Below are 24,771 nucleotides of genomic sequence, written 5' to 3' on the forward strand. Positions count from 1 at the left end.
CTCTCCTTGAGTCAGTAGGCCAGTGCCTGGTCGACACCATCGAAGATGCGATCCAGGTCAGGCAGATAGTGCTCTTCCATCCGCGAGCCGGGGTACGGCGTGTGATAGCCACCGACTCGGATGACCGGAGCCTCGAGGTTGAAGAAGCAGCGCTCAGACAGGCGTGCGGCGATCTCGGAGCCGAGCCCCAGGAACTTCGGCGCCTCGTGCGCTACGACCAGCCGACCGGTCTTCTGCACGGACTTCTCAATCGTTGCGAAGTCGATCGGGCTCAGGCTGCGCAGGTCGATGAGCTCGACGCTCTTACCTTCGTCGGCCGCGGCTGCGACGACGTCCTTGGCCGTGGGCATCAGCGGGCCGTAGGCCACCAGAGTGACGTCGGTGCCCTCGGAGACGACACGGGCGTCGTGCATTCCCAGGCTGCCTCGGTTCGCGGTGTCGACGTCGCCGCGCAGCCAGTAGCGGCGCTTGGGTTCGAAGAACATGACCGGGTCATCGCTCTTGATCGCTTCCTGCATCATCCAGTAGGCGTCGTGGGCGTTCGACGGTGAGACCAGGCGCAGTCCCGCGTGGTGAGCGAAGACCGTCTCGGGACTCTCCGAGTGGTGCTCGGGCGAGCCGATGCCGCCGCCGTAGGGCACGCGGATGACGATCGGCATTCTCTCTTTGCCCAGGGTGCGGTTGTAGAGCTTGGCCACCTGGGTCACGATCTGGTCGTAGGCAGGGAAGATGAATGCGTCGAACTGGATTTCGATGACCGGGCGGTAGCCGCGCAGCGTCATGCCGATCGAGGTTCCCACGATTCCGGATTCGGCCAGCGGCGCATCGATGACCCGCTGCGGACCGAAGTCCTTCTGCAGACCTTCGGTGACGCGGAAGACGCCGCCGAGCTTTCCGATGTCCTCACCGATGAGGACGACCTTCGGGTCGTCCTCCATGGCTTTGCGCATTCCGGCTGTGATGGCCTTTGACAGGGGAAGTTTCTCCATCAGGCCTCACCTGCATCGGCGAATGAGGCCTGATATGCGAGGAATTCCGCACGTTCCTCATCGACGAGGGGGTGAGGTTCGGAGGTGACATGGGCGAACATCTCGACGGGATCGGGATCTTCCATGGTCATGCAGTTGTGGCGGATGCGCGCGGCGAGAGTATCGGCCTCGGCGTCCACCTCGGCGAAGAATTCGTCTGCGGTCTCGGTGTGGTTGTCGAGGTAGGCCTTGAGCCGCTTGAGCGGGTCGCGATCCTCCCAAATCTCTTCCTCTGCCCGATCACGGTACTTCGTCGGGTCATCGGCTGTGGTGTGGGCACCGCGACGGTAGGTGAAGGCTTCGATGAGCATTGGGCCGTTTCCTGCGCGGACCGAGTCCAGGCTTGCTCGGGCCACCGCGTACATCGCGATGATGTCGTTGCCGTCGACGCGCAGGCCGGGAACGCCGAATCCCTCTCCGCGCTTGCACAGTGGTGCCGCGGACTGGACGTGGGTGGGTTCGGAGATCGCCCACTGGTTGTTTTGGCAGAAGAACAGTACGGGTGCGTGGAAGGCTCCAGCGAAGGTCAGCGCCTCTGAGACGTCGCCCTGCGAAGTGGCTCCGTCCCCGAAGCAGGCGATGGCCACGGTGTCGCGTTCCAGGTCACCGGTGCCGACATCGCCGTCCATGGACACGCCCATGGCGTAGCCGGTGGCGTGCAGCGTCTGCGAACCGATGACGATCGTGTACGTGTGGAAACGGTGTTCCTGAGGGTCCCAGCCGCCGTGGTCCTGGCCGCGGAACATGCCGAGGAGGGTTTCGGGTTCGACACCGCGGGTGTAGGCGAGGCCGTGTTCGCGATAAGTGGGGAATACGAAGTCTTGGGGGCGAGCCGCCCGTCCCATTCCGATCTGGGCTGCTTCCTGACCGAACATCGGCGCCCAGAGGCCGAGCTGTCCTTGGCGCTGCAGGGCCGCACCCTCAGCATCGATGCGACGCACCAGGACCATATCCCGGTAGAAGCCGCGCAGATCCTCATCGGTGAGTTCTGCCGCGAAGGCGTCATATTCACCGGATTCGACGCGATTGCCGTCTTCGGTGAGCATCTGGATCATCCGAGGTTCCGATGACTGACTGTGGGCAGTCCCGGTTCCCACTGAAATGTTGGAGGTCATTCCAGTTCTCCTTTGTTCAAGGTCCAAGCGCACCGGAGGTGACCAGTGGTGGACGGTGTCCTGAGGACGGGACCTCTGGTGTGAGTTCTCGCCCTCGAGTGATGTGATTCACAGGTGATACCACGATACCGAATCCACCGACCGCATGCCACATCGGCAACGTGCGTCGAGCGCCAATTGTTATGGTCGGGTTCAGCCTAGGATGCGAATTTCGGGCGTGTGGTTCACGTCCAAAGGCTTCCATGTCGAGTTGTCGATGGTCGCAGAGTTGCTCCAACGTCCGACAAACGCACGTCCGAGCACTTCAGAGCCTTACCGCGCCGAGGTGGGGCTCCGGTTTCGCCGAGGAGGTCCCCGGGCCCCGTGCCCACCCTTCGTCGCCGCTGGCCCCATCCCATCCAGCGGCATCTTCATCTGCGTTTCCCCTGGTAGTCCCTCGTCTGCTTGAGATCCCCGGTGAAGAATCCCGAGTTCTTCGCGGTGAATCGGTTGAGACCGGCATGACCGCCCGCGAGCATCAGCCCGATCGAGGCGGTGTAGGCGGCCGAAGAATGCGCTGCCCCGGCGGAGGAGAACAGTTCGTCGAGTTCGGCATCGGTCTTGCCCTTCAGGTTCGGAGCCTGGCGAAGCTGCTCGGGATCGTAGTCGACTGTGATCGTCGACCAATGGTCTTTTGCTGGATTCTCATTGCCGTCGAGGTCGGGAACCAGGTCCTGTTCGTGCTCGATCGAGAGAACGTCGATGCCCTCGTCAACCGGGAAGTCTGAAATCGGTGCGCCCACGGTCACGAGCGCGGTGACATTCACATCGGCCAAGAACGCCGGGTCGGCTGCCAGGGAACCGGCAGTGATTCCACCCTGCGAATACCCCACCAGCATGACCTCGGCATCAGAACCGATATTCGCATCGGCGATGGCCTGGCGGACCATCTCCGCCATGACGGTGTCGTTGCCTGCCATCGCCTGCACGTTCGCCGTAAGATCGGTGGTGTTCTGCCCGGGCTCGGGCGACCAGTCGGTCGTTGCGGGAACGTAGACGATATAGCGGGTAGTGCCGTCGGGCGAGGTGATCTCTTCGATCCGCACCTGCCCGGAGTCGGCGCCGCGGTGGCGGTCTGCCTCTCTGCCGTAGAGGTCCTCAATGTCGCGCGGCGGTTCGTCATCGGCCGGAGTGATTCCCTTGGCCCTCCACACCTCCACGTCCGAGGGCAGGAGCAGGCCGAACATGTTCGCACCTCCCAGGATCCACGCCGTCATCGATGACGAGTCGTGTGGCCACAGCGCGTGGTCGCCCTCGGCGGCCAGCACCATCGGCGGCAACCCCATGAAGCCGACGACGATTCCAGGCAGCACATGTTCGATGATGGCCCCGGAGACATCGGAGTTCTCGAACACAAGGGCCACGAAGGCTTCCTTGGCCGCCGCCTTCGTCTGCGCCAAGTCGATGCCGAAATGTTTGGCCACGACATCGTCGAGACCTGTGGCGTCGAGTAATCTCACCCCCAGGTAGATCGGTGCCCCGACCGCGATGCCGATCGGGATGGATATGGGCAGAGTGATTGCGATGACGCGACCGGTGACGTAACCGAAATAGTCGAGAAGTCCGCCGAATGTGTCGCTGATGCCCTTCTCAGCCTGCCTGTAGGCGAGGGCTGCAGCCCTGACGGCGAGGACGGTTGCTTCGAGTTCGATGAGCACGCGCGCCGACTGGTGGAGGTAGACGATCCGGGCGGCGTCGAGATTGAGCGCCGTGAGCGGAGCGGGGACCTGCGTCAGGAGCGTGGCCAGGTCGAAGTCGGCCAGCGTTCCTTCCGCGGTCAGATCACCGATGGTGCCGCAGATGCGCTGCAGATCGTCGCCGCTGGAATCTGCCCGGTCATCGATCTTCAGCTGCGGACCGCCAGCGGTTCGGGTCGCGATCACGGCCGGCGGCCAGTCGTCGTCTGGAGCCGAGTCAGAGTCGCCGCAAGCAGGACTCGCACAGCATTGGCTTCGAGGCTGCTGTCGGTCCCCACGGTGACCGTGTCACCATCGCGCTCCAGCGTCGGTCGGGCCCAGGAACCGTCAACCCTGTGCAGGAACTCCATCCCGGCGACTTTGGCCTCGCTCAGATAGGTCAGAGTGAGCACACAGTCCTTCTCAACCAGAGAGCACAGCTCCTCGGTGACCCGACCGAGCTCGGGAGGGTCGAGGCGCCTGAGGAGTTCGAAGCCTTCGAACTCCTCGAACCCCTCGCCATGCAGCACCAGAATGGCCAGGCAGATGTCATCACACAGGGACACCTCGAGATGGATAGTCTCATCCCCGGAGCTGATGACAATGGTGATCCGGGAACGGGTGAGATTGAGCTCGGCCGTGAACCCGGTCAGCCAGGCAGTGAGCACATCGGGCCCACGTTTTGAGTCCCTGCCCGCGGATTCCCCCAGCATCACCGTTTCCGTGATCCCCCTTCCGACGTCCGGAATCACGCCCATATCACTCACCCCCGCCGAGGTGGTTTCGGCAGACTCCGCGCGTGGCCTCAGCTCGTGGGGCCAGAGAGTTCTCAACCGCTCGGGAAGCCCCATGATCCGTGCGATGTCGACAGCAAACCACGTGCTGCCCGACCCGACGGCAGACCCGCCCGGCCCCGCGGCAGGCCTACCCACCCGTGCCGCTGCCTTCGCCCTGCCTCTCATATCTGGATCCGACCTCCCACTGAGACGACCTGCAGGTGCAGGTCGTAGGCTTCGGCGAGCTTGTCGGCCCTCTCCGCGAGGGTGCTGATCGAGTCCGAACATGTCAGCAGACGATCGGCGAGCATCCGTCCCGCCGGGGAGTCCCACCCTTCTACCTGCCGACAGGTCTGCGCCAGGCTGCGCAGCTCGTCTGCCCGCTGCCTCCACCCGTCCCTGTTGAGTGCCAGCTCGTCCGTGATCACTGCCGTCCTCCCTCCGAATCGGTGTCGGCTCTCACCCTACGAATCGGCATCGTCCACCGGAAGAGCCTCAGTTCGTCCTGTGGAAACGGGTCGACGCTCCACAGGGTTCCGGCGTCGAAGTCACGACCGAATCCACAGGGTCAGGAGCACGAGTCGCACTGCGGATCTCGGACCTCGGCACGGCCGCCTGGTGGTCGGTTCCGCGTCCTTGTCCGGCTCATGAGAAAATGGGGCCATGCCGACTGTTTCGCTTGCTGACATCTCGCCCGCCATTGCTCTCGGACCACTCGATGGCCGTTACCGCAAAGACACCGCTGACCTCGTCGATCACCTCTCCGAGGCGGCCCTGAACCGCAACCGGATCACCGTCGAGGTCGAGTGGTTCATCCATCTCGCGCAGAACTCCGTGATCGAGGGCGTGCGTTGCCTCACGGAGGATGAGGTCACCGGGCTGCGTGCCTTCGCCCAGAACTTCGATGCCGAGACGATCGCCACCCTCGCCGCCCATGAGGCCGTCACGGTTCACGACGTCAAGGCCGTCGAGTACACAATCAAAGAAGCGCTAGTCGACCTCGGCGCCGAGGACCTCAGCGAGCTCGTCCACTTCTGCTGCACCTCGGAGGACATCAACAACCTGTCTTGGGCTCTCGGCATCAAGGGCGCCACCGTCGATGTGTGGCTGCCCCGTGCGAAGGCGCTCATCGACTCATTGGCAGATACCGCCTCGGCGCTGGCCGAGGTCCCGATGCTCTCCCACACCCACGGCCAGCCGGCGACGCCGACGACGATGGGCAAGGAGCTCGCGGTGTTCATCCACCGCCTGCGCCGCCAATACGAGCGGATCGAAGTGAACGAGTTCCTCGGCAAGATCAACGGCGCGACCGGCACCTACTCGGCCCACCTGGCCGCCGTGCCCGGCGCGGATTGGCCGAAGCTGGCCAAGACCTTCGTCGAAGGCAGCCTGGGACTGACGTTCAACCCGTTGACCACGCAGATCGAATCCCACGACTGGGATGCGGAGCTCTTCGCCGATATCGCACGGTTCAACCGCATCGCCCATAACCTGGCGACGGACATGTGGACCTACATCTCGATGAACTACTTCAAGCAGATCCCCGTCGCCGGCTCCACCGGATCCTCGACGATGCCGCACAAGGTCAACCCGATTCGCTTTGAGAACGCCGAAGCGAACCTCGAACTCTCCTGCGCGCTGCTTGACTCGCTCGCGTCGACCCTGGTGACCTCGCGGATGCAGCGAGACCTCACGGACTCGACCTCGCAGCGCAACATCGGAGTGGCCTACGGGCACTCGGTCCTGGCGCTGAACAACCTGGTCAAGGGCCTCGAACGGCTCGCGATCAACGAAGAGGCCCTGGCCGCCGACCTCGACTCCAACTGGGAGGTCCTCGGAGAGGCAATCCAGTCGGCCATGCGCGCCGCCGGGCTGCAGGGCGTACCTGGAATGGACAGCCCCTATGAGAAACTCAAGGAACTCACCCGGGGCAAGCGCATCGATCAGGCCGATCTGCAGTCCTTCGTCGCGGGTCTCGGACTGCCCGAGGCAGAGACCGAACTGCTGACCGCACTGACTCCGGCCACCTACGTGGGCGTCGCCGCGCAGCTGGCCGAATCAGAGGTCGCCGACTGGAAAGCCCGCACACAGGGCTGATCCCGATGCATAGAACTTACTGTTACCGAACAGTAGATAATATGGTCGATCTTCACTAACGTTGTGCTCATGACGAGCACAATGATGAGTTCCGTGCGCATCCCGGTTCCCGGCAGCCCGCACACCGCTGCCGCCGGTGACAGCAGTCCCGACGGCAGCGAATCCGACCGACAGAGCTGCATCGTCGGCACGCTGCTGATGCCTCGGGAAACCCCGGTCGGGCTCCTCACGATCCATTCCGCCACGGCGACGCCGGCCCGCTTCTACACGAATTTCGCCGACTATGCGGTCACACGCGGCCTGGCCGTGCTCACCTACGATGTGCGAGGCGTTGCGGCCTCTGGTCCAGCACGGGAGCACACCCGGCTGCGGATGCGCGATTGGATGCAGCAGGACGCGAATGCCGTCTCCGCCTGGGCCGCGAACGAATTCCCTGAGCTGCCGAAGGTTGCTCTCGGGCACAGCCTCGGCGGGCATGCCCTGCTGCTGGGAAACGCCGCCGAAGATCTGCACGGAATCGTCACCGTGGGCACCTCACGAGCGGCACTGCACGATATCAACCCACTGGCCGAACGGCTGAGGGTCGGTCTCATCCTCCGGGTGCTCGGCCCCCTGATCAGTCCCCTCGTCGGCTACGCACCAGGCAGACGTCTCGGCCTCGGCGAAGACATCCCCACCGCAGCCATGCTCGAATGGGGCCGGTGGGTGCGCATGTCCGAGTACTTCTTCGACGATCCGACGCTGGGAGCCTCCACTCGGATGGCCCGCCTGCGCACCCCGGTGCTCGCAATCGGGACCAGCGACGACAACTGGGCATCACCGGCGCAGGTCGACGCACTCCTCGACCATGCCCGCCTCGCCGAGGTGGAACGACGCACGTTCTCACCGCAGGAACTCGAGGTCTCCCGAATCGGTCATCACGGCCTGCTGAGACGCTCGGTCGCCAAGAGAGCCTGGCCCGAGATCATCTCGTGGCTGCTGGAGCGCCTCCCCCAGAACTGACCTCACGCCGGGACGAGATCCTTGTCGCGATCGACCTCCGCCAAAGGCCTGCCTGCCATATTGCGCGCCAGGAACAGCGTCGGAACGCCTGCCACCACGACGATGACGGTTGCATAGATCGCCGGAGCCAGCGTCAGACCGGTGGAGGACATCAGTGCGGTCGCAATCAGCGGCGAGAGTCCGCCGAAGAGGACCGTGGCCACGTTGTAGCCGATGGCCATTCCGGAGAACCGGCTGGTGCCGGTGAACTGCTCGGGAACCATGGCCGCCGCCACAGCGCTCCAGCCGGCTGCCGGCACGGCAAGGAATGCCACGCCGAAGATCGCGACCCCGGAGTTCCCGTCGGCCAGCAGCGCGTACGCGGGGATGGTGGTGAGGATGAAGACGGCCATCAGCACGGCCAAAGTCCTCTTCCGTCCGAACCGGTCCGAGGCGATGCCGAAGAACGGGGTGATGACGATCGCGACGACGGCGGCGATCGTGCCCAGTGCCAGGGACCCGGAGTTCTCCACCTGCGAGACCTCTTCGATATAGGTCGGCACGTAGGTGATATTGAGGAAGTAGCTGACCGAACCGATCGAGGAGATGAGGAACGCGACGAGGATCGCGCGGGGCTGCTGGAGGAAGGCGATGAGCAGCGGGGAGCGACCACGCGAGACGACGGGATCGTCACCCTTCGCCTGCAGCTGCTTCGTCTGCAGCTGTTTCGCCTTCTCCGCTGCCTGCAGACGTTTGAAGGTGTCGGTCTCCTCCATCATCCGACGCAGCGGGATCATCAGTGCAGCGAGCAGCGCACCGAGGATGAACAGGACTCGCCAACCCCAGGAGCTCATCGCCTCGGCCGAAAGGGTGCTTGCCAGCAGCGCTCCCGACCCAACCGCGAGCAGAGCCCCGACCTCACTGTTGGCCGCCGCCCAGCTGGCCGCGAGTCCGCGCCGCTTGCTGCCGGCCGACTCCATCAGGAAGACCATGATGCCGGTGTATTCGGCACCCACGGAGAAGCCGGACAGGCAGCGGAAGAACACCATGCCGACGCCTGCCCAGATGCCGATCGTGTCGTACCCGGGCATGACGGCGATGCCGAGCATCGCGACGGCCATGAGCACAGCGGAGACAACCAGTGCGGACTTACGGCCGACTCTGTCACCGAGGTGTCCGAAGACCATGGCGCCGAGCGGCCGGAATAGGAACCCGGCAGCTCCGACGCCAAGGGTGAGCAGCAGCGAGTCGGGCCGATCGCCGAAGAACTCTTTGGTCAGGATGGTCGCGACGTAGAAGAAGATCGAGAAGTCGTACCACTCGACGATGGTGCCGAAGGCCGCAACCATCATCGATCGACGGCGCCCCTTGTCCTTCTCCGGACTGTTGGAGGCTGCGGGGTCCGACTGGGCCTGCGATTCGAAATCTGACATCGAGGATTCCATTTCTTAGGGAATGCTGCGGCACTCTCCCAATGACTCCGGATAGGGCAAGCCATCGAGACTTTCCTGCCACTTTACTGCTGGTGAGCGCCTGCGGGCAGGTCAGCGGGAAATTCTCAGCTCGCGCGTGAGTCCGGCCCGAACAGGGAGTCGGTGAATCGGTTTCCGAACATCGCCTGCGGATCCAACTGGATCCGCAGCTCACAGAAGTCCTCGAAACGCGGATAGAGCTCACGCAGATCGCCGGCGCCCAGACTGTGGATCTTGCCCCAGTGCGGGCGGCCCCCATGGCTCCTGCAGATCCCTTCGACGACACGGAAATACTCGGCGAAGTCTTCCTTCACGAACCGGTGCACGGCGATGTACATCGTCTCTCGCCCGTAGGCCGTCGACAGTGGAACGTCATCGGCCGCCGCCGATCGGACCTCGATCGGAAATGAGATCGTCCACCCTCTCGACTCGATGGCGGCTCGGATCTCCCGGATCACCTCGGCGCCGGATGCGAAGGGGACCGCGTACTCCATCTCGTTGAACCGCACCCGCCGAGGTGTCACGAAGACGTCGTGTCCCGGTGCCCGGTACGTCCGGTCTGAGACCGCGGATTGGGCGAGCCGATTGATGTGCGGCACCAGTTTGGGCACTGCGGCGCCGAGCTCGACGGCAAGACGCAGGGCACCGTTCTCTACGACTTCCTTGTCGAGAAGGTTGAGTATCCGGTTGCGCACCCCTGCCTCGGCGAGGTGGCCCGGGCCGATCTCACCCAGACCGACTCTGGTGTTCGTCTTGGTCAGAGCGGTATCTGTGTGTGGGAACCAGTAGAACTCGAAATGGTCGGCCGCACGCATCCGCGGCTCAAGGTCGGCCAGCAGTTCGTCGACATCCGTCACGAGTTCCTCGGCGATGAGGTCGAAGGCCGGCACGCACTGCAGCTCGATCTCCGTGACGATGCCCAGCACGCCGAGCCCGACGCGGGCCAGATCGAAGATCTCCGGCTCACTCGTCGGGGACAGGTTGCGGACGGCACCGTCGGGGCCCATCAGCGAGAGACCGGTGACGGTTCCGGCGAATCCGGTGAAGCCGAGCCCGGTCCCGTGTGTGCTCGTCGAGATCGCTCCGGCGAGCGCCTGCGGGTTGACGTCGCCCTGGTTGGCCAGGGCCAGTCCGAACGGCGCGAGCAGAGCTGGGATATCACGCAGCCGGGTGCCGGCGTGGAAGCGCACCCGCCCGCTCGCCTCGTCGACGGTGATGATTCCGCTGAGGTGGTCAAGGTTGATCATGACGTCGTCACCTGCGGCGACGGGGGTGAATGAGTGCCCGGCACCGACAGGTCGGACACGGTGACCGGCAGCGGCCGCGGATGTCAGGATCTCGGCCAGCGCCCCCGCCGAGGTGGGCCGGAGGAAGGTGTGCGGATGGGCGTGGACGTGGCCTGACCAGTTCCGGAACAGCCTTCGAGCAGTCTTCACGCGCCCGCTCACAGCGCCCACCCCTGTCCGCGGTAGGTCGACCAGGTGTCGATGACCTGCGAACCGGAGACGACGAGGAATTCGTTGAAGTGCTCGGCGAGTTCACCGGCCTTCGCATGCCGGAACCAGACCAGGTCGCCGATGCGAAGGTCCTCGGTGCCGGGACCGGTGAGCGGGGTCTGGACTTCACCCGCGCCTTCGAGGCCCGCGTAGTCAAGCCCCTGCGGCCAGGCGATCGTCGGGACACGGTCCGCTCCGGGCACGCCGGAGGCGATGAAACCGCCCTTGAACACCGTGACCCAGCCGGGTCCTGGCCGGCGCACCACAGGGGTGGCGAAGTACGCGGCCGGCTCATGGTGGAAGTGGGTGTAGCCGTCGAAGAATCCCGGGGAGAAGAGCCCTGAGCCGGCGGCCAGTTCTGTCAGCGTGCCTTCGGCGGCACTGGATTCGAAGGACCCGGTGCCGCCGCCGTTGACGAATTCGAGCTCGGTCAGCGCGCGCACTGCGTCGATGATGCCTGAGCGCCTCACCCTCAGCTCTGCGATCGAGCGCCTCTGCATGGCGCGCACCATCACCTGCCTGGCCGTTGCCCCAGCGTCGGCGGTCCCGGCGATCTGTCCTTCATAGGACATCAGCCCGACGAGGTCGATACCCGGGCGAGCGATGACGTGTTCGGCAAGATCGACCGCAGAGGCCGAATCTCGGATCGGCGAGCGCCTGGCCCCGATGTGGATCCGACTGCCGAGCACCCCCTCGCCGAGGCGGTAGGCCGCATCGATATCGAGACACACGCGGACCGTCTGTGCGTCGTCGCCAGCAGCCGCAGCCGCACGGGCACTGTCAATGATGTCGAGGTGGGTGGGACAGTCGATCATCAAGGTGATGTTCTGCGTGGCCCCCGCCTCGGCGAACATCTGGGAGAGGCTGCGCCGGTCCACGGTGGGATAGCCGACGAGGATGTCACGGACTCCGCGGGCGTGCAGGGCCAACGCCTCCGGCAGAGAATAGGCGAAGACACCCGAGTAGCCCTGATGGGCGAGCGCGCGGTCGATCGCAGCGGGAGTCCGCAGCGACTTCGTGGCGACGCGGATCGGCAGGCCCTGAGCGCGCTGGGCCAAGGCGGTGACATTCGCGTCGAACGCCTCCAGATCGATCACAGCGACGGGGTCCTCGACCCCCTTCAGTGCGTGACGCAGTTCACGTGAGACCATGAAGATACTGTAGCGTAAGTTAGTGGTTCCACAGGCCGCATTCCACCCATTCGCTGACGACACGGAGGCATGATGCACACGAACGCCACCAGCACCGCCACCCCCTCGGACCAAATCACCCATGTCACCGATCGGCTCCGCGAATTCCTCGACAGTGATCCCTACGCCGAGGCGTCAGGCAGCGGCGATCCCATGGTCAGCCCCGACCCGTTCACCGGCCTCGAACTCCCCCGCTTCTCCATCAACACCCCGGCTGATATCGAACGGGCCTATGCCACTGCGCGCATCGCCGGCGAGGCCTGGGCCGCACGGTCCCCCGAGCACCGCGCCCGAGTGCTGCTGCGCCTGCATTCTGCATTGCGCCGACACGAGGATCTCCTCCTCGACATCATCCAATACGAGACCGGCAAGGCCCGCATCCACGCCTATGACGAGATTCTCGATACTTACAATGTGTGCCGTCACTATGGCGTGACCGCTCCCGCCCGTCTGCGGCCGGAGCGCCGCCGCGGTGCCGTTCCCGTCCTCACACGCACAGAGGTCACCCGCACGCCCCTGGGCGTCGTCGGGTTCATCACCCCCTGGAACTATCCGCTGACTTTGGGCGCGACCGACCTGCTTGCGGCTCTGGCCGCCGGCAATGCGGTGGTGCACAAACCTGACAGCCAGACAACCCTGACGGCCATCATCATGCGTCGTCTGGCCATTGCCTGCGGCCTGCCCGCGGAGGCCTGGCAGCTGGTTCCCGGACCCAGCAAAGAGGTGGGCCCTGCCCTGATGGCCGGTGCCGATGGGATCTCCTTCACCGGCTCGACCGCTGCGGGACGCTCCATTGCCGCCGAGGCTGCTCGACGTCTGCTTCCGACCGCCCTTGAACTCGGCGGAAAGAACCCGATGCTCATCCTCTCCGATGCCGAGCTTCCCTCGGCCGTGGATGGGGCGGTGCGCGGGTGCTTCTCCTCGGCCGGCCAGCTGTGCCTGTCCATCGAGCGCATCTATGTCCATGAGGATCTCTACCCCGAGTTCTGTGCCCATTTCGCCGAGGCGACCCGGAACCTCGAACTGCGCGCCGACTACGCGTATGGGCCGGGAATGGGGTCGTTGGCTGGGCCGAAGCAGCTTGCCCGGGTCAGCGAGCACGTCGAACAGGCACGAGCCAGCGGAGCTCGGATCATCGCAGGAGGCCACCCGGTCCCGGAGCTCGGCCCGTATTTCTACTCGCCGACCGTGCTCACCGATGTCACCGAGGACGCCGAGCTGTTTGCTGAGGAGACCTTCGGGCCTGTCGTCGCCGTGTATCCGGTGGCCAGCGATGCGGAGGCGATCAAACGAGCCAACGCTTCCGAATACGGCCTCAATGCCAGCGTCTACTCCCAGTCCCGCGGGATCGAAACAGCTCGACAACTCGATTCCGGGATGGTCAATGTCAATGAGGCATACGTAGCCGCCTGGGGGTCGATCGATTCCCCTGCCGGCGGCGTCAAGGCTTCAGGAATGGGCCATCGACATGGCGTTGAGGGTCTCTACCAGTTCACGCACACGCACAGCATCGCCGAGCAGAACCTGATTCCCATCGCCCCATTCGGCCCGATCGATCAGTCCCGTTTCGCTCGCACCCTGACGACGGCCTTCGAAGTCATGCGCGCGCTGCGGATGAAGTGAGATTCTTCCGCAGCGCAGATAGGGTGAGGTCCTTCCTCAGTTGAGCTCTGTGAAGAACTTCTTCGCAACCGGCACAGCCGCCTCGGCGCCGAATCCGCCGTCCTCGACGAGGACGGCCACGGCCACGTCGCCCTGATACCCGGCGAACCAGGAATGGGTGCGCAGAGGGGTCTCGCCACCGTATTCGGCGGTGCCGGTCTTGCCGTGGACCGGTTCGCCGGGGACGCCCTGCAGCGCATCGGCGGTCCCGTCGGTCACTGCGCGGCGCATGAGCTTCTGCATCGTCGTGGCCGCATCGGCGTCGATCGCCTGTCCGCTCTCGGTCTCGCTGTCCCTGCCGTCCTCGCTATCACCAGAGGCGACGAGGAGCGGATCGACCGTGTCTCCCGCGGCCACGGAGGCGGCCATCACCGCCACGGCGAGAGGGCTGGAGTTGACCTTGCCCTGGCCGATCATCTGCGCCGCGTGCGTCACCGCGTCATCGTCGCTGGGAACGGTCGCCATCTTCGCCTCGATTCCGAGATCGATGTCGTCCATGCCCAGGCTCGATGCCGCATTCGCCACGTCCGAGGCCGAGACCTTCTCCGCGGCATCGACGAATGCGGTGTTGCAGGATTCGGCGAAGTCATCTTCGAAGGCCACCTCGCCCAGGACATGGTCTTCGGCGTTCTTGAAGCTCTTTCCATCAACCGTCGTGGTCTTCGGACAGTCGAGGGTCGTCTTCGCATCGACTCCTGACTCCAGAAGGGCGAGACCCGAGGCGACCTTGAACACCGAGCCGGGCGCGTACTGCCCGGTCAGCGCCCGGTCCCAGGCGGCACCTTCGGGATCCTGGTTGGCCACAGCGATGATGTGACCGTCGCTGGGCCGGATCGCCACGAGAGCCGTGGGCTTCTTGCCCGTCGCGGCCGCTGTGTCTGCGGCCTCCTGCACGCCGACATTGAGTGTCGTGGTGATGTCCTCGCCGTCATGATCGGGGAATTCGTGGACCAGCACGGGCTCGGCGGCCTTGCCTTCGTCGGAATCGCTGCCTTCGCCGGCGCCTTCGTCGCCGCCGTCCTTCTCGGCGTCCGCGATGTAGATCGCTTCGCTGCCCGGCCCGCTCAGCTCTTCGTCGAAGGCCTTCTGCAGTCCGCTTTTGCCCACGATGGACTCGCCGGTGAGCTCTCCATCCGAGGCCTCGACCTCCTCGGCGCTGGCGGCCCCGGCCGTTCCCAGCGTCGGACCCGCGAAGCCCTTATTCCGGCTCAGCGGCTGAGTGTGCGAGTTGAAGACGGTGCCGGGAAGGGAGTGAATCGTGTCCTTGACCTGTCTGTAGTCGCTCTCGCGCAAGGTGATGACGGGAACGAACTGCTCGGGTTCGGCCTTGTCGATGCGCTCCTTTAGCGCCTTGAGATCGATGTCGAGTTCGTCCTGAAGCGTGGTGAGAGTGTCCTGGCCACCTTTGCTGTTGCCGCCGGCTTCGTCGAGTTTGGCCGGGTGGATGCCGATATCGACGACGGGCCCCTCGGCCATCAGCTCTTTCTCGTCCTCACCGAGGATCGCACCACGTGCGCCGGGACTCTTCTGCGAGACGAGAACTCGTCCGTTGTCGAGGTCCGGGTGAAGCACCGTGGGGGTGAGCTCGGCTGACCAGAGCAGACCCTTCTTGTGCAGAGGAAGCTCGGAGCTGTATTCCCAGGGCTCTCCATCCTGGTTCGTCCATGTCCACTTCAGTTTCGCGATCACGTCGTCACCGTGCTTCTCGGTGCCGGTGAGCTCGACCGAGCGCTTCTTCATGCTCTGAGCGACAGTTCCGAGGACCAGTTCGTGCAGCTTCTTCGCCGTCTTCTCATCCGACCAGACACTCGATTCGATGGTCCCGCTGTTGAGGTCGGCGGTGGCGTCTTCGGCTGCCGTCTTTGCCTTGAGCGGCAATGTGAAGAAGGCGAAGGTGCCCGCGCAGGCCAGCAGCACGACGACGATTGCGATCGCCAGCCAGGTTGTGGACTTCTTTGTCATAGGTCAATCATCGATGCAGTCACTCGGGAAGTCCACATGCCGGGGGGCGCGAGCGCATGAGTGGACGAGCGGGTGGGGTACGAGCGGGTGGGGTACGAGCGGGTGGGGTACGAGTCCGGGTCTCGGGGATGGTGAGGATAGAGGTCCGGGCGTCGAGGGGTGGCGGGGATGGGGGTCCGGGTGTCGAGGGGGTGGTTCAGGCGTCCTCGGTGACGACGGTGTATTCGAGCACCGGCCGGCCAGCCGCTCCGTACCGGGGTCGGCGGGCGAGCATGCCCGCGTCGGCCATGGCCTCCAAGTACCGACGTGCGGTCACTCGGGAGACTCCGAGACCAACGGCGACCTCGGCGGCGGACTGTCCGGGTTTGGCGTCGAGGACGGACTTCACTTCGGTCTGCACGGCATCCGGGACGCCCTTGGCAGTCGCAGTCACCGTGTGGGTGCGCAGTGCTGCGATTGCGGTGTCGACGTCGGTCTGGGTGACCTCGCCCTCGGTGCTGTCCCCGCCAAGGCTGTTGCGGAAGGAGGAGTATGCCTCAAGTTTGGATTTGAAGACCGGGAAGGTGAACGGCTTGATGATGTATTGGGCAACACCGTAGGACAGTGCCTCCTGCACGATCTGCATGTCCCGGGCCGCGGTGACGGCGATGATGTCGACGTCGACGCGATGACCGCGGATGGCCCGGCAGACCTGCAGTCCGTGGCCGTCGGGGAGGTTCATGTCGAGGAGGACGAGGTTGATGCAGTCCGCATTGAGACCGTAGATCTTTCCGGTCAGAGCAGCCATCGCCTGAGTGGCGTTCTTCGCCACGCCCGCCAGGTGATAGCCGTCGATGCGCTCGATGTACTTCGCGTGGGCTCGGGCGGCGACTGCCTCGTCCTCAACCACGAGCACACCGATGCTCGACTCAGGCTCAGTTGTATCTGACATGCCGCCAGTCTAACCGTCGCGATTGCGGGTCTGCCGCTGTTCGTGTTACAGCCTGGGCACATCCGTGACACAGGACTGGAACGCTGTCAATCCTCAGGCGCGTTCGAAGATTGCGGCGATGCCCTGACCTCCGCCGATGCACATGGTCTCGAGTCCGTAGCGGGCGTCGCGGCGCTCCATCTCGCGCAGCATCGTCGCCAGGATCCGACCGCCGGTCGCACCGACCGGGTGGCCCAGGGAGATTCCGGAGCCGTTGACGTTGAGGCGGTCGAAGTCGTCCTTGCCGAAGCCCCATTCGCGGGTCACGGACAGCGCCTGGGCGGCGAAGGCCTCGTTGAGTTCGATGAGGTCGATGTCGGCCAAGCTCAGCCCGGCCTTCTCGAGTGCCTTGGCGGTGGCCGGGACGGGGCCGATGCCCATGGTCTTCGGCGGCACGCCGGCCACTGCCCAGCTGACCAGGCGGCCGAGCGGCTTGAGCCCCTGTGCCTCGGCGGCAGCGCGGGTGGTGACGATGCTCGCGGCAGCTCCGTCGTTCTGTCCCGAAGCGTTTCCTGCGGTGACCGTCGCCTGGTCATCACCCTTGCCCAGGATGGGACGCAGTTTGGCGAGCTTGTCGATGCTGGTGTCGGGACGGATGTGCTCATCGGCGTCGACCTGATGCTCGGCGACTTTGCGGGTGCCGGGGATCGTCACCGGCACGATCTCCTCGGCGAAGCGACCGTCCTTGGCAGCTGCGGCTGCACGCTGGTGTGAGTTGTATGCGAGTTCGTCCTGCTCTTCGCGGCCGATCGAGTACTCGCGGCGCAGGTTCTCTGCGGTCTCGAGCATGCCTCCGGGTACCGGGTAGTTCTTTCCGCCCGGAGTGGTGCGGCCGCGGCCCAGGGAGTCGGTGAATTCGGCGTTGCCGCCGCGGACTCCCCAGCGGATGGTGTCGTTGTAGAAGGGTGCGTGGGACATCGATTCGACACCGCCGGCGATGACGAAGTCTCCGTTGCCGGAGCCGACGACCATCGAGGCGTCGATGACCGCCTGCAGTCCGGAACCGCAGCGGCGGTCGACCTGCTTGCCGGGCACGGTCACGGGAAGGCCCGCGTCGAGTGCGGTGACACGGCCGATGCAGGGAGCCTCGGAGGTGGAGTAGCCCTGTCCCATGATGACGTCGGCGACGAGTTCGGGATCGAGTCCGGTCCTGGCGATGAGTTCGCGGACGACGGTGGCGGAGAGCTCGTGGGCGGGGATGTCGCGGAACTGTCCTCCGAATCCTCCGATCGCGGTGCGCAGCGGTTCGCAAACGACGATGTCCTGGTCCATAGTTCCTCCACTCGTATTCGCTTCAGCCGATGACGCGTGGTCGTCGGCCCGGCATTCCTGCACAGCCTAAGCCGGATCCACGCGATGTCGCGGAAATGTTTCATTCATTGGGACGTCGCCCACCACAGGCGACCGCCCGCTGAGCAGCTCAGGCTGCCGACCGCCTGCGAAGTCGGCTCGAACTGCCGGGCCGCCGAGCAGCTCAGTCGCGGTCGTCGCGGTCGCCGCGCACGATCTGGATCGGCCCCGTGGGCGGATTTCCCGTCGGCGGCTGGTTCGATGCCGCAATCCGCGCGGAGGGGAGCCCGGATGTCTGGCCGAGCGCACCGGGATCGACGTACCCATCGTCGGGCAGCCACACCGTGAGCACAGCACCCTGGAAATCGTCGCAGTCCTCGCCTCGGCCCTGCACGTCCACGGCCCCGCCGAGGCGGCGGATCGCCTGAACGACCAGTGACAGTCCGACCCCACGGGTGCCGGTCTCCTGCCGGCCGAGTCCCTTGTCGGTCTCGACGCCGTCGTGCTTGGTCGACCAGCCCCGTTCGAAGATCGCGTCGACGTGTTCTTCGTCGATGCCCGGACCATCGTCGCTGACCTCGATCGTGAAGCCGCCTGCCCCGCCTGTCCCGCTCAGGTGCACATGCACCCGCTTGTGCTCAGGCAGCACGTCCTGCCTGCTCAGGGCGTCGAATGCATTGTCGATGAGGTTGCCGAGGATGGTCGCCAGGTCACGGTCGTCCCCGCCGAGGCGGCCCGAGAGTCCCGCCGTGTCCACCGTCATGTCGATGCCCACCTCGGCGGCTTGGGCGATCTTCGACAGCAGCAGTGCGGAGAGCACGGGGTGGTCGAAGCTCATCTGGCCATCGCCGGTGACCCGGTTGAGGTCATCGAGGTCCTTGGCCGCGAATTCGATCGCCTCGTCGACATGTCCGGTCTCCAGCAGGGAGACGACCATATGGAGCCGGTTCGCGTATTCATGGGTCTGTGCGCGCAGTGAGTCGGAGAACGATCGGACGGAGACGAGTTCGCCGGAGAGTTCGGCGAGTTCGGTGTGGTCGCGCATCGTCACGACCCAGGTGTCGCTGGCGGCATCGGTGGGCTGCTGGTTGACGACGAGCACCCGATCGTCGGTGTAATGGATCTCATCGCGGGCCCACCGACCAGACGAGAGCAGATCGATGAGGGCATCGGGCAGATGGAGGTCGCGCAGCGCGATGCCGCCGATCGGCGAGGTCGCCCCGACCGGGTCGTCGGTGCCTGGGATCTCCTCACCCGTGGAGCCCTCGCCGGCAGAGGGAAGCCCCAGGAGTTCGCGTGCATCGGCGTTGATGAGGACGATGCCCGTCGAACGGTCGACGAGCAGCAGGCCTTCAGACACGGCCTTGAGCACCGAAGAGTAGAACTCGAGCATGTTGCGCAGCTCCGTGGCCCCGTAGTCGCCGGTGACTCGGCGCAGGCCGCGGGAGGTCGCCCAGGAGGCGGCGATGCCCAGGACCAGAGTCGTAATGGCGATGCCGATGAGCCAGTTGCTCTGGGCCAAGAAGCCCTCCCGCACCGAATCGGCGGAGTTGCCGACGATGACGGCACCGACGACGGTGTCGGGACCGACGCCATCGACGCCGAGGTGCTTTGCGAAGACCGGACTGATGACGTACATCGTGCCCCCGCCGGGGCCGCCGTCGTCGAGGAAGCGGACGATGGACTCACCGTCGGAGACCTTCGAACCATCGACTGCCGCGGCGAGCTGATCGATGGAGCCATCGGGCACATCGCCCGAGGTGGAGGACACGATATTCGCTTCGTTGCGCTCCTGCCGGTTCGACGAACCCAGGGACGGAGGAGTGACAAGGTAGTCGATGGGGACGACTGCGGCCACATCGAAGTCGTATTCGCTCACGACATTGTCGAGCATCGTCTCGACGTTCTCATGCGAGTCCTGGTCGATGAAATCGGCCGGACTGGTCTCACCGGACCCGACGAGGCTCAGCGAGATAGACATATTGTCAGCCGCAGAGCGCAGCAGGTCCTGTTCGCGCTTCTGGTTCAGCTGGGAGAGCTGGATGTAGAGGAGACTCGTTGTCAGCACCATGATGCCCACGAGCATGATCGAGTTCGCGAACATGATGCGCCCGGCCACGCCGAGCTTCATTCGTCGGCTCACACGTCCCACTGATTTTGTCAGTCCTCCTGACAATTTGGCACGCTGATCCTTGGGCATGGCTCCATTCTGCCACCCACTGCGCCGAGGCCGGGGCTGATCAGTCTCCGAGGCTGGGGTCGATCAGCTTCCGAGGCTGGGGCTGATCAGATCCCGAGGCTGATGGGCCCGGCCGGGACGGCGGAGCATACGAGCACCTCGTCAGCGGTGATCCGCGCGGCGGGCTCCACTGGGTAGATGACCGACCCGGCGGCCAAGGACACGGCGCAGGTTCCGCACGAGCCGCCCCGGCAGGAGCTGTCGGCACGCAGTCCGCGCGCTTCCAGTGCTTCGAGCAGGGTCCCCTGCTGCGGCTCCCAGAGGAAGCTGGTCCCCGAATTCTCCAGAGTCACCTCGGCGGGCGGACACTGGGCGATGGCCTCACTCATACCGGTGTGTGGGGAGGCGAAGATCTCCTGGTGCACTGCCGGAACTCCGGCCTCGGCGCTGGCCTCGAGCACTGCGCGGGTGAAATCGGCGGGTCCGCAGACCATGACGTTGTCGCAGCCTGCCAGCCAGTCGACGAGGTCCGAGTGACCCGGCCTGCCCTGGCTCGCGGTGTCACGATGGTGGGCCTCGACCGGGACCGTCCGAGACGCGGCCCGCTTCTGCAGGCGGTCCCAGAGACAGGCCGTCCGGTGGTCGCGGTCGACGTGGACGAGCCTGATCTTGTCCGTGCCTGACAACTCCGCCCCGCGCATCAGTCCGAGGCTCGGCGTGATGCCGATGCCCGCTGTGACCAGCGCGGTCGTGCCGCCGAAGACCCGCTCGGCGGTCATCGTTCCGTGCGGACCGGAGGCGAGGATGGACTGTCCGGCGGCGAGTTCTGCGACCGCTCGGGAGCCCTTGCCCTGGGTGCGCACCGCGATAGAGACGATGTCATCGGACACGTCCGTGATCGTATAGGTTCGCCAGAACGGTTCGACCAGTTCGAGGTGGACGCGCAGGCTGGTGCCGGGTTCGTCGAATTCGCGGATCCAGCCCTGATCATCGCGCAGTGAGACCTCGACGATGTCGTTGCAGATCTGCTGGCTGCCCAACACTGTCATGAAGCGCGGAGTCCGCGCGGTCTTGACGAGCTCGCGCGGGGCTTCGCCTTCGATCTCGCTCTCATCACCGGTACTGACCAGGCCGGATTCGAGGATGCGGCCGTAGATGCCGCAGTGCAGGTGTCCGCATGCCGAGGCCAAGACCCGGGGGACGTTGACGTCGACCTCGGTGGTGGCGGGGTTGACCGTGGTCGCCGGGCAGCGTTCGATCGCCTGGGTGATGGCCAGGCGCACCCCGCCGAGGCGGACGATCTTGCCGATGAGCGCGAATTCCTCGAAGGGAGCGAGTCCCTCGACGAGCACATTGCCGCGGAAGCGCAGCGGGTCGAGTTCGGTTTCGTCCGGCGCCAGGGCCGCCTGCCCCTCGGCGGTCTGGGAGATCGCGGCGACCGTGGCCGGGTTGATGATCGAGATTCCCGAGGCCTGCGAGTCGAACATCCCCTGATCCGCGACGCTCAGCGCGCGAGGGAAGTCACCCTGCGGGGGTATGCGGGCAGAGAGGAAGTCCGCCGAGGCGGCCCTTGAGTCCCGGTCATCCGTGCGGAAGGTCGTGGACTCCTGGGTCGGGGACGTCAGGGTCACGGTCGCCGAAGACCCTTCAGGCACCTCGGCGAGATCGAGTGCCACCTGCCATTTCTGCAGGTCGGTGTTGTTCTTGAGCACGGTGAACGCGGAGTATCTGTGCCAGCTGTCGTCGGGGACGTCGAGGCTGCCGTTGGTGAACGCCGCGACCCGGTCGCCGATGATGCCTCGCTCGGTGCGCACATCCGCCTCGGAGATCTCTTCGGCGGGGAACCCCTTGACGGGGAATCGATACAGTCTGGCAACACGCATGATTCGATTGTAGGAGCTTGGCGACGCCCGGGGCCCACGGTGAGACCAATTGCACAATGGCCGAGGCTCTCCATGTCAGAGCGCGCGGGGGGCCGGCCACTTGACACATACCCTAAGGGGGTATATAGTATCGTCATGACTGAGCATCATGGATATACCCCGCAGAAGGACGCCCTTGCGAAGCGGATGAAACGGATCGAAGGTCAGGTCCGTGGGATCGGAAAGATGATCGATGACGACAAGTACTGCATCGACATCCTGACCCAGGTCTCCGCAGCAACGGCCGCGCTGCACGCGGTCTCCATCAACCTCTTAGAAGAGCACATCGCTCATTGCGTGGTCGACGCCGCCGCTTCCGGCGACGACGAGGCAGCACGCAAGAAGATCGAAGAGGCTTCAGCCGCTATCGCCCGGCTCATCAAGAGCTGAGGCGACATCATCGGCATACCTGCCGGTTGACGCGCGAAGACAGGAGACACATCATGACGACAACCACCATCAAGGTCACCGGAATGACCTGCGGCCACTGCGTGGGCGCCGTGCAGGAGGAGCTCGGAGCACTGCCCGGAGTCACCGACGTCACCGTCGAGCTCAATGCCGGCGGGGTCTCCCCCGTGACCATCACCTCCGAAAGGGACCTCGACGACGGCGCGATCAGCGCCGCCGTCGATGAAGCCGGCTATGAGGTGAAGTGATGTCACGCGAGGTCGATCTCGACATCACGGGAATGACCTGCGCATCGTGCTCGGCGCGCATCGAGAAGAAGCTGACACGCTTGGACGGAGTCAGCGCGGAGGTCAACCTCCCCCTCAATTCCGCCCACGTGGTCGTCGAATCCGAGCTCACCGACGCGGACCTCACTGCCGCCGTCGAGAAGGCCGGATACGGCGCCACAGTCAAGACCACCTCGGCGAGCGGGCCTGAGATCGTCGACTACGATCCCAGGCATCTGCGACCTCGGTTCCTCGGATCCCTGCTTCTCGCAGTACCGATCGTGGCCGTGTCCATGGTCATGAGCTGGCACTTCCCCGGCTGGCAGTGGATCGTCGCGATCCTCGCCCTGCCCGTGGTGACCTGGGGCGCGTGGCCATTCCACTCGGCAGCGTTCAAGGCCGCACGGGGCAGGTCCACGACCATGGACACCCTCGTCAGCGTCGGAATCATCGTCGCCAGCCTCTACTCATACATCACCTTGGGTCGGGCGGTGGCCGCGGGCCACGGCTGGCAGATCCCCGGCGACTATCACGTGTGGTTCGAAGCCGCGGCCGCGATCACAGTGTTCCTGCTCATCGGCAAGCTCACCGAGGACCGGGCGAAGAACCGCGCCACCGCCGCTCTCAAGGCACTGCTGGGACTGGGTGCCAAATCCGCGAGCGTGCTGCGCGATCGCAGCGACGGCGCTCGGGAGGAAGTCCAGGTCCCGATCGACGAGCTCACCGTCGACGATGTCTTCATCGTCCGTCCGGGCGAGAAGATCGCCACCGACGGTGAGGTGATCGCCGGCCACTCCGCAATCGACCAGGCGATGCTCACCGGCGAATCCGTTCCCGTCGAGGTCGGACTCGGCGACTCGGTCACCGGCGCCACGATCAACACCTCGGGTGCGCTCGAGGTCCGAGCCACCCGAGTCGGATCCGATACGACCCTGGCCGCCATGGCCGATCTGGTCAGCCGTGCGCAGACGGGCAAACCGGCCGTCGCGCGCCTGGCCGACCGGATCTCCGCGGTGTTCGTGCCGATCGTCTTCGCGATCAGCGCCCTCACGCTCCTGGCCTGGGGACTGATCACCGGCAACTGGGCGATGGGCCTGCACGCCGCGCTCACCGTCCTCATCATCGCCTGCCCCTGTGCGCTGGGTCTGGCCACGCCGACTGCTCTGGCCGTCTCGTCCGGGCGCGGTTCCCAACTGGGCATCCTCGTCTCCGGGCCCGAAGCACTCGAGTCGAGTCGTTCGATCGACACGGTCGTCCTCGACAAGACGGGCACCCTGACCACGGGCGTCATGTCCCTGCAGGCGACGCAGCTCAGTGACGAGGACTTCACGGCTCTGGCTCGACTGGAGTCACAGAGCGAGCATCCCGTGGCCCGCGCGATCGTCGAGTCCGCCAGCACGCGGCAATGGTCCGACACGGATTCGCGGGTCGAGGCTCAGCCGCTCGCGCAGGCGAGCGCGCGTCCGGAACGATCGGCCGCCTCGGCGGTGGATGATTTCGAGAACATTCCCGGCGGCGGACTGCAGGCCACGATCGACGGCGCCGAGGTGATCGCTGGGCGCCCGGATCTGCTCCGAGAGCGCGGGATCGACGTCTCGTTCTCGGCTGTGGATGTGCCCACCGGCGCCACGATCGTCGCCCTGGCCATCGACTCTCACTTCCGGGGACTGACCTTCGTCTCGGACGAGATCAAGGCCGGTGCCGCCGAGGCGATCTCCGAACTGCACTCGCTCGGCATCAACACCGTCCTCCTCACCGGGGACAATGCCCAAGCCGCCGAGGTGGTCGCGGGCAAGCTCTCCATCACCGAGATCCGTGCCGATGTCCGCCCCGAAGGCAAGATCGCCGTGGTCAATGAGCTGCAGGCTCAGGGGCAGGCGGTGGCCATGGTCGGTGACGGCATCAACGACGCCGCGGCCCTGGCCGGTGCCGACCTGGGCATCGCGATGGGATCGGGCACCGACGCGGCGATGGCGGCTTCGGACATCACCATGGTGCGTTCGGATCCGCGTCAGATCCCGCAGGCGATCCGCCTGTCCCGGAAGACTCTGGGCCTGATCAAGGGCAACCTGTTCTGGGCCTTCGCCTACAACACGGCTGCCGTTCCGATCGCTGCGTTCGGACTGCTGAGCCCGATGATCGCCGGTGCCGCGATGGCGTTCTCCTCGGTCTTCGTCGTCCTCAACAGCCTGCGCCTGCTGAGGTTCAGGTAGGACGCGGGTGAGGACCCTCACCGCGGTTC

The 24,771-nt window shown here is 65.3% G+C and carries 19 protein-coding genes; 6 read left to right on the forward strand and 13 right to left on the reverse strand.

The features are described from left to right. Window positions 1-11: 11 nt before the first annotated feature. The 5 genes from HX613_RS09640 to HX613_RS09660 all read right to left on the reverse strand — a co-directional run bounded on the left by HX613_RS09640 (window position 12) and on the right by HX613_RS09660 (window position 5,062). The gene (locus HX613_RS09640) at window positions 12-989 is read right to left on the reverse strand and encodes an alpha-ketoacid dehydrogenase subunit beta (RefSeq protein WP_235345119.1); all 978 of its coding nucleotides are present in this window, start codon (window positions 987-989) and stop codon (window positions 12-14) included. Next, window positions 989-2,143, reverse strand: a complete 1,155-nt coding sequence (gene pdhA, locus HX613_RS09645; protein WP_198395733.1) for a pyruvate dehydrogenase (acetyl-transferring) E1 component subunit alpha — start codon at window positions 2,141-2,143, stop codon at window positions 989-991. The genes HX613_RS09640 and pdhA overlap by 1 nt, the downstream gene beginning before the upstream one ends. 410 nt (window positions 2,144-2,553) lie before the next feature. Then, window positions 2,554-4,065, reverse strand: a complete 1,512-nt coding sequence (locus HX613_RS09650; protein WP_235345120.1) for a hypothetical protein — start codon at window positions 4,063-4,065, stop codon at window positions 2,554-2,556. Then, window positions 4,062-4,616, reverse strand: a complete 555-nt coding sequence (locus tag HX613_RS09655) for a hypothetical protein (protein WP_235345122.1) — start codon at window positions 4,614-4,616, stop codon at window positions 4,062-4,064. Before HX613_RS09655 ends, HX613_RS09650 begins: the two co-directional genes overlap by 4 nt. 200 nt (window positions 4,617-4,816) lie before the next feature. Then, window positions 4,817-5,062: a hypothetical protein gene (locus HX613_RS09660; protein ID WP_235345123.1), complete on the reverse strand. Its 246-nt coding sequence runs from the start codon at window positions 5,060-5,062 to the stop codon at window positions 4,817-4,819. A 235-nt stretch (window positions 5,063-5,297) separates the two neighbouring features. On the opposite strand from HX613_RS09660, the gene purB reads away from it, so the two are divergent. Further along, on the forward strand, window positions 5,298-6,731 hold the full coding sequence (gene purB / locus HX613_RS09665) for an adenylosuccinate lyase (RefSeq protein ID WP_235345124.1): 1,434 nt from the start codon (window positions 5,298-5,300) through the stop codon (window positions 6,729-6,731). Window positions 6,732-6,800: 69 nt separating this feature from the next. After that, the gene (locus tag HX613_RS09670; protein ID WP_235345125.1) at window positions 6,801-7,733 is read left to right on the forward strand and encodes an alpha/beta hydrolase family protein; all 933 of its coding nucleotides are present in this window, start codon (window positions 6,801-6,803) and stop codon (window positions 7,731-7,733) included. Between the two features lie 2 nt (window positions 7,734-7,735). Here HX613_RS09670 and HX613_RS09675 read toward each other — a convergent pair whose 3' ends face one another. The 3 genes from HX613_RS09675 to HX613_RS09685 all read right to left on the reverse strand — a co-directional run bounded on the left by HX613_RS09675 (window position 7,736) and on the right by HX613_RS09685 (window position 11,831). Continuing rightward, entirely contained in the window at window positions 7,736-9,145 is a 1,410-nt protein-coding gene (locus HX613_RS09675) for an MFS transporter (RefSeq protein WP_235345127.1), read from the reverse strand. A 125-nt stretch (window positions 9,146-9,270) separates the two neighbouring features. Further along, complete coding sequence (locus HX613_RS09680; protein WP_235345128.1) at window positions 9,271-10,620, reverse strand: D-arabinono-1,4-lactone oxidase; 1,350 nt, start codon at window positions 10,618-10,620, stop codon at window positions 9,271-9,273. Between the two features lie 8 nt (window positions 10,621-10,628). Further along, window positions 10,629-11,831: an amino acid deaminase/aldolase gene (locus tag HX613_RS09685; RefSeq protein ID WP_235345129.1), complete on the reverse strand. Its 1,203-nt coding sequence runs from the start codon at window positions 11,829-11,831 to the stop codon at window positions 10,629-10,631. 69 nt (window positions 11,832-11,900) lie between these two features. Between HX613_RS09685 and HX613_RS09690 the strand changes: the two genes are divergently transcribed. Beyond that, on the forward strand, window positions 11,901-13,493 hold the full coding sequence (locus HX613_RS09690; RefSeq protein ID WP_235345130.1) for a succinic semialdehyde dehydrogenase: 1,593 nt from the start codon (window positions 11,901-11,903) through the stop codon (window positions 13,491-13,493). Between the two features lie 36 nt (window positions 13,494-13,529). On the opposite strand, the gene HX613_RS09695 is transcribed toward HX613_RS09690, so the two are convergent. The 5 genes from HX613_RS09695 to HX613_RS09715 form a co-directional block, all read right to left on the reverse strand. After that, on the reverse strand, window positions 13,530-15,494 hold the full coding sequence (locus HX613_RS09695; RefSeq protein ID WP_235345131.1) for a penicillin-binding transpeptidase domain-containing protein: 1,965 nt from the start codon (window positions 15,492-15,494) through the stop codon (window positions 13,530-13,532). 196 nt (window positions 15,495-15,690) lie between these two features. Then, window positions 15,691-16,425 carry a response regulator gene (locus tag HX613_RS09700; protein WP_235345133.1) on the reverse strand — a complete coding sequence of 245 codons (735 nt, stop codon included), beginning with the start codon at window positions 16,423-16,425 and terminating at the stop codon, window positions 15,691-15,693. Window positions 16,426-16,518: 93 nt separating this feature from the next. Further along, entirely contained in the window at window positions 16,519-17,736 is a 1,218-nt protein-coding gene (locus HX613_RS09705; RefSeq protein ID WP_222103668.1) for an acetyl-CoA C-acetyltransferase, read from the reverse strand. 202 nt (window positions 17,737-17,938) lie between these two features. After that, the gene (locus HX613_RS09710) at window positions 17,939-19,954 is read right to left on the reverse strand and encodes a sensor histidine kinase (RefSeq protein WP_235345134.1); all 2,016 of its coding nucleotides are present in this window, start codon (window positions 19,952-19,954) and stop codon (window positions 17,939-17,941) included. An 86-nt stretch (window positions 19,955-20,040) separates the two neighbouring features. Further along, window positions 20,041-21,816 (reverse strand): MOSC domain-containing protein, encoded by a 1,776-nt coding sequence (locus HX613_RS09715; protein WP_235345135.1) that lies wholly within the window; start codon window positions 21,814-21,816, stop codon window positions 20,041-20,043. Between the two features lie 135 nt (window positions 21,817-21,951). Here HX613_RS09715 and HX613_RS09720 point away from each other — a divergent pair, with 135 nt between their 5' ends. The 3 genes from HX613_RS09720 to HX613_RS09730 are packed head-to-tail and all read left to right on the forward strand — an operon-like array spanning window position 21,952 to window position 24,742. After that, window positions 21,952-22,245 carry a metal-sensitive transcriptional regulator gene (locus HX613_RS09720; RefSeq protein ID WP_235345137.1) on the forward strand — a complete coding sequence of 98 codons (294 nt, stop codon included), beginning with the start codon at window positions 21,952-21,954 and terminating at the stop codon, window positions 22,243-22,245. Between the two features lie 53 nt (window positions 22,246-22,298). Further along, window positions 22,299-22,511, forward strand: coding sequence for a heavy-metal-associated domain-containing protein (locus HX613_RS09725; RefSeq protein WP_235345139.1), 213 nt, complete (start codon window positions 22,299-22,301; stop codon window positions 22,509-22,511). Beyond that, window positions 22,511-24,742 (forward strand): heavy metal translocating P-type ATPase, encoded by a 2,232-nt coding sequence (locus HX613_RS09730; RefSeq protein ID WP_235345140.1) that lies wholly within the window; start codon window positions 22,511-22,513, stop codon window positions 24,740-24,742. Before HX613_RS09725 ends, HX613_RS09730 begins: the two co-directional genes overlap by 1 nt. Window positions 24,743-24,771 lie beyond the last annotated feature (29 nt).

This window comes from Brevibacterium sp. UCMA 11754, from assembly GCF_021532275.1.
Taxonomy (GTDB): Bacteria; Actinomycetota; Actinomycetes; order Actinomycetales; family Brevibacteriaceae; genus Brevibacterium.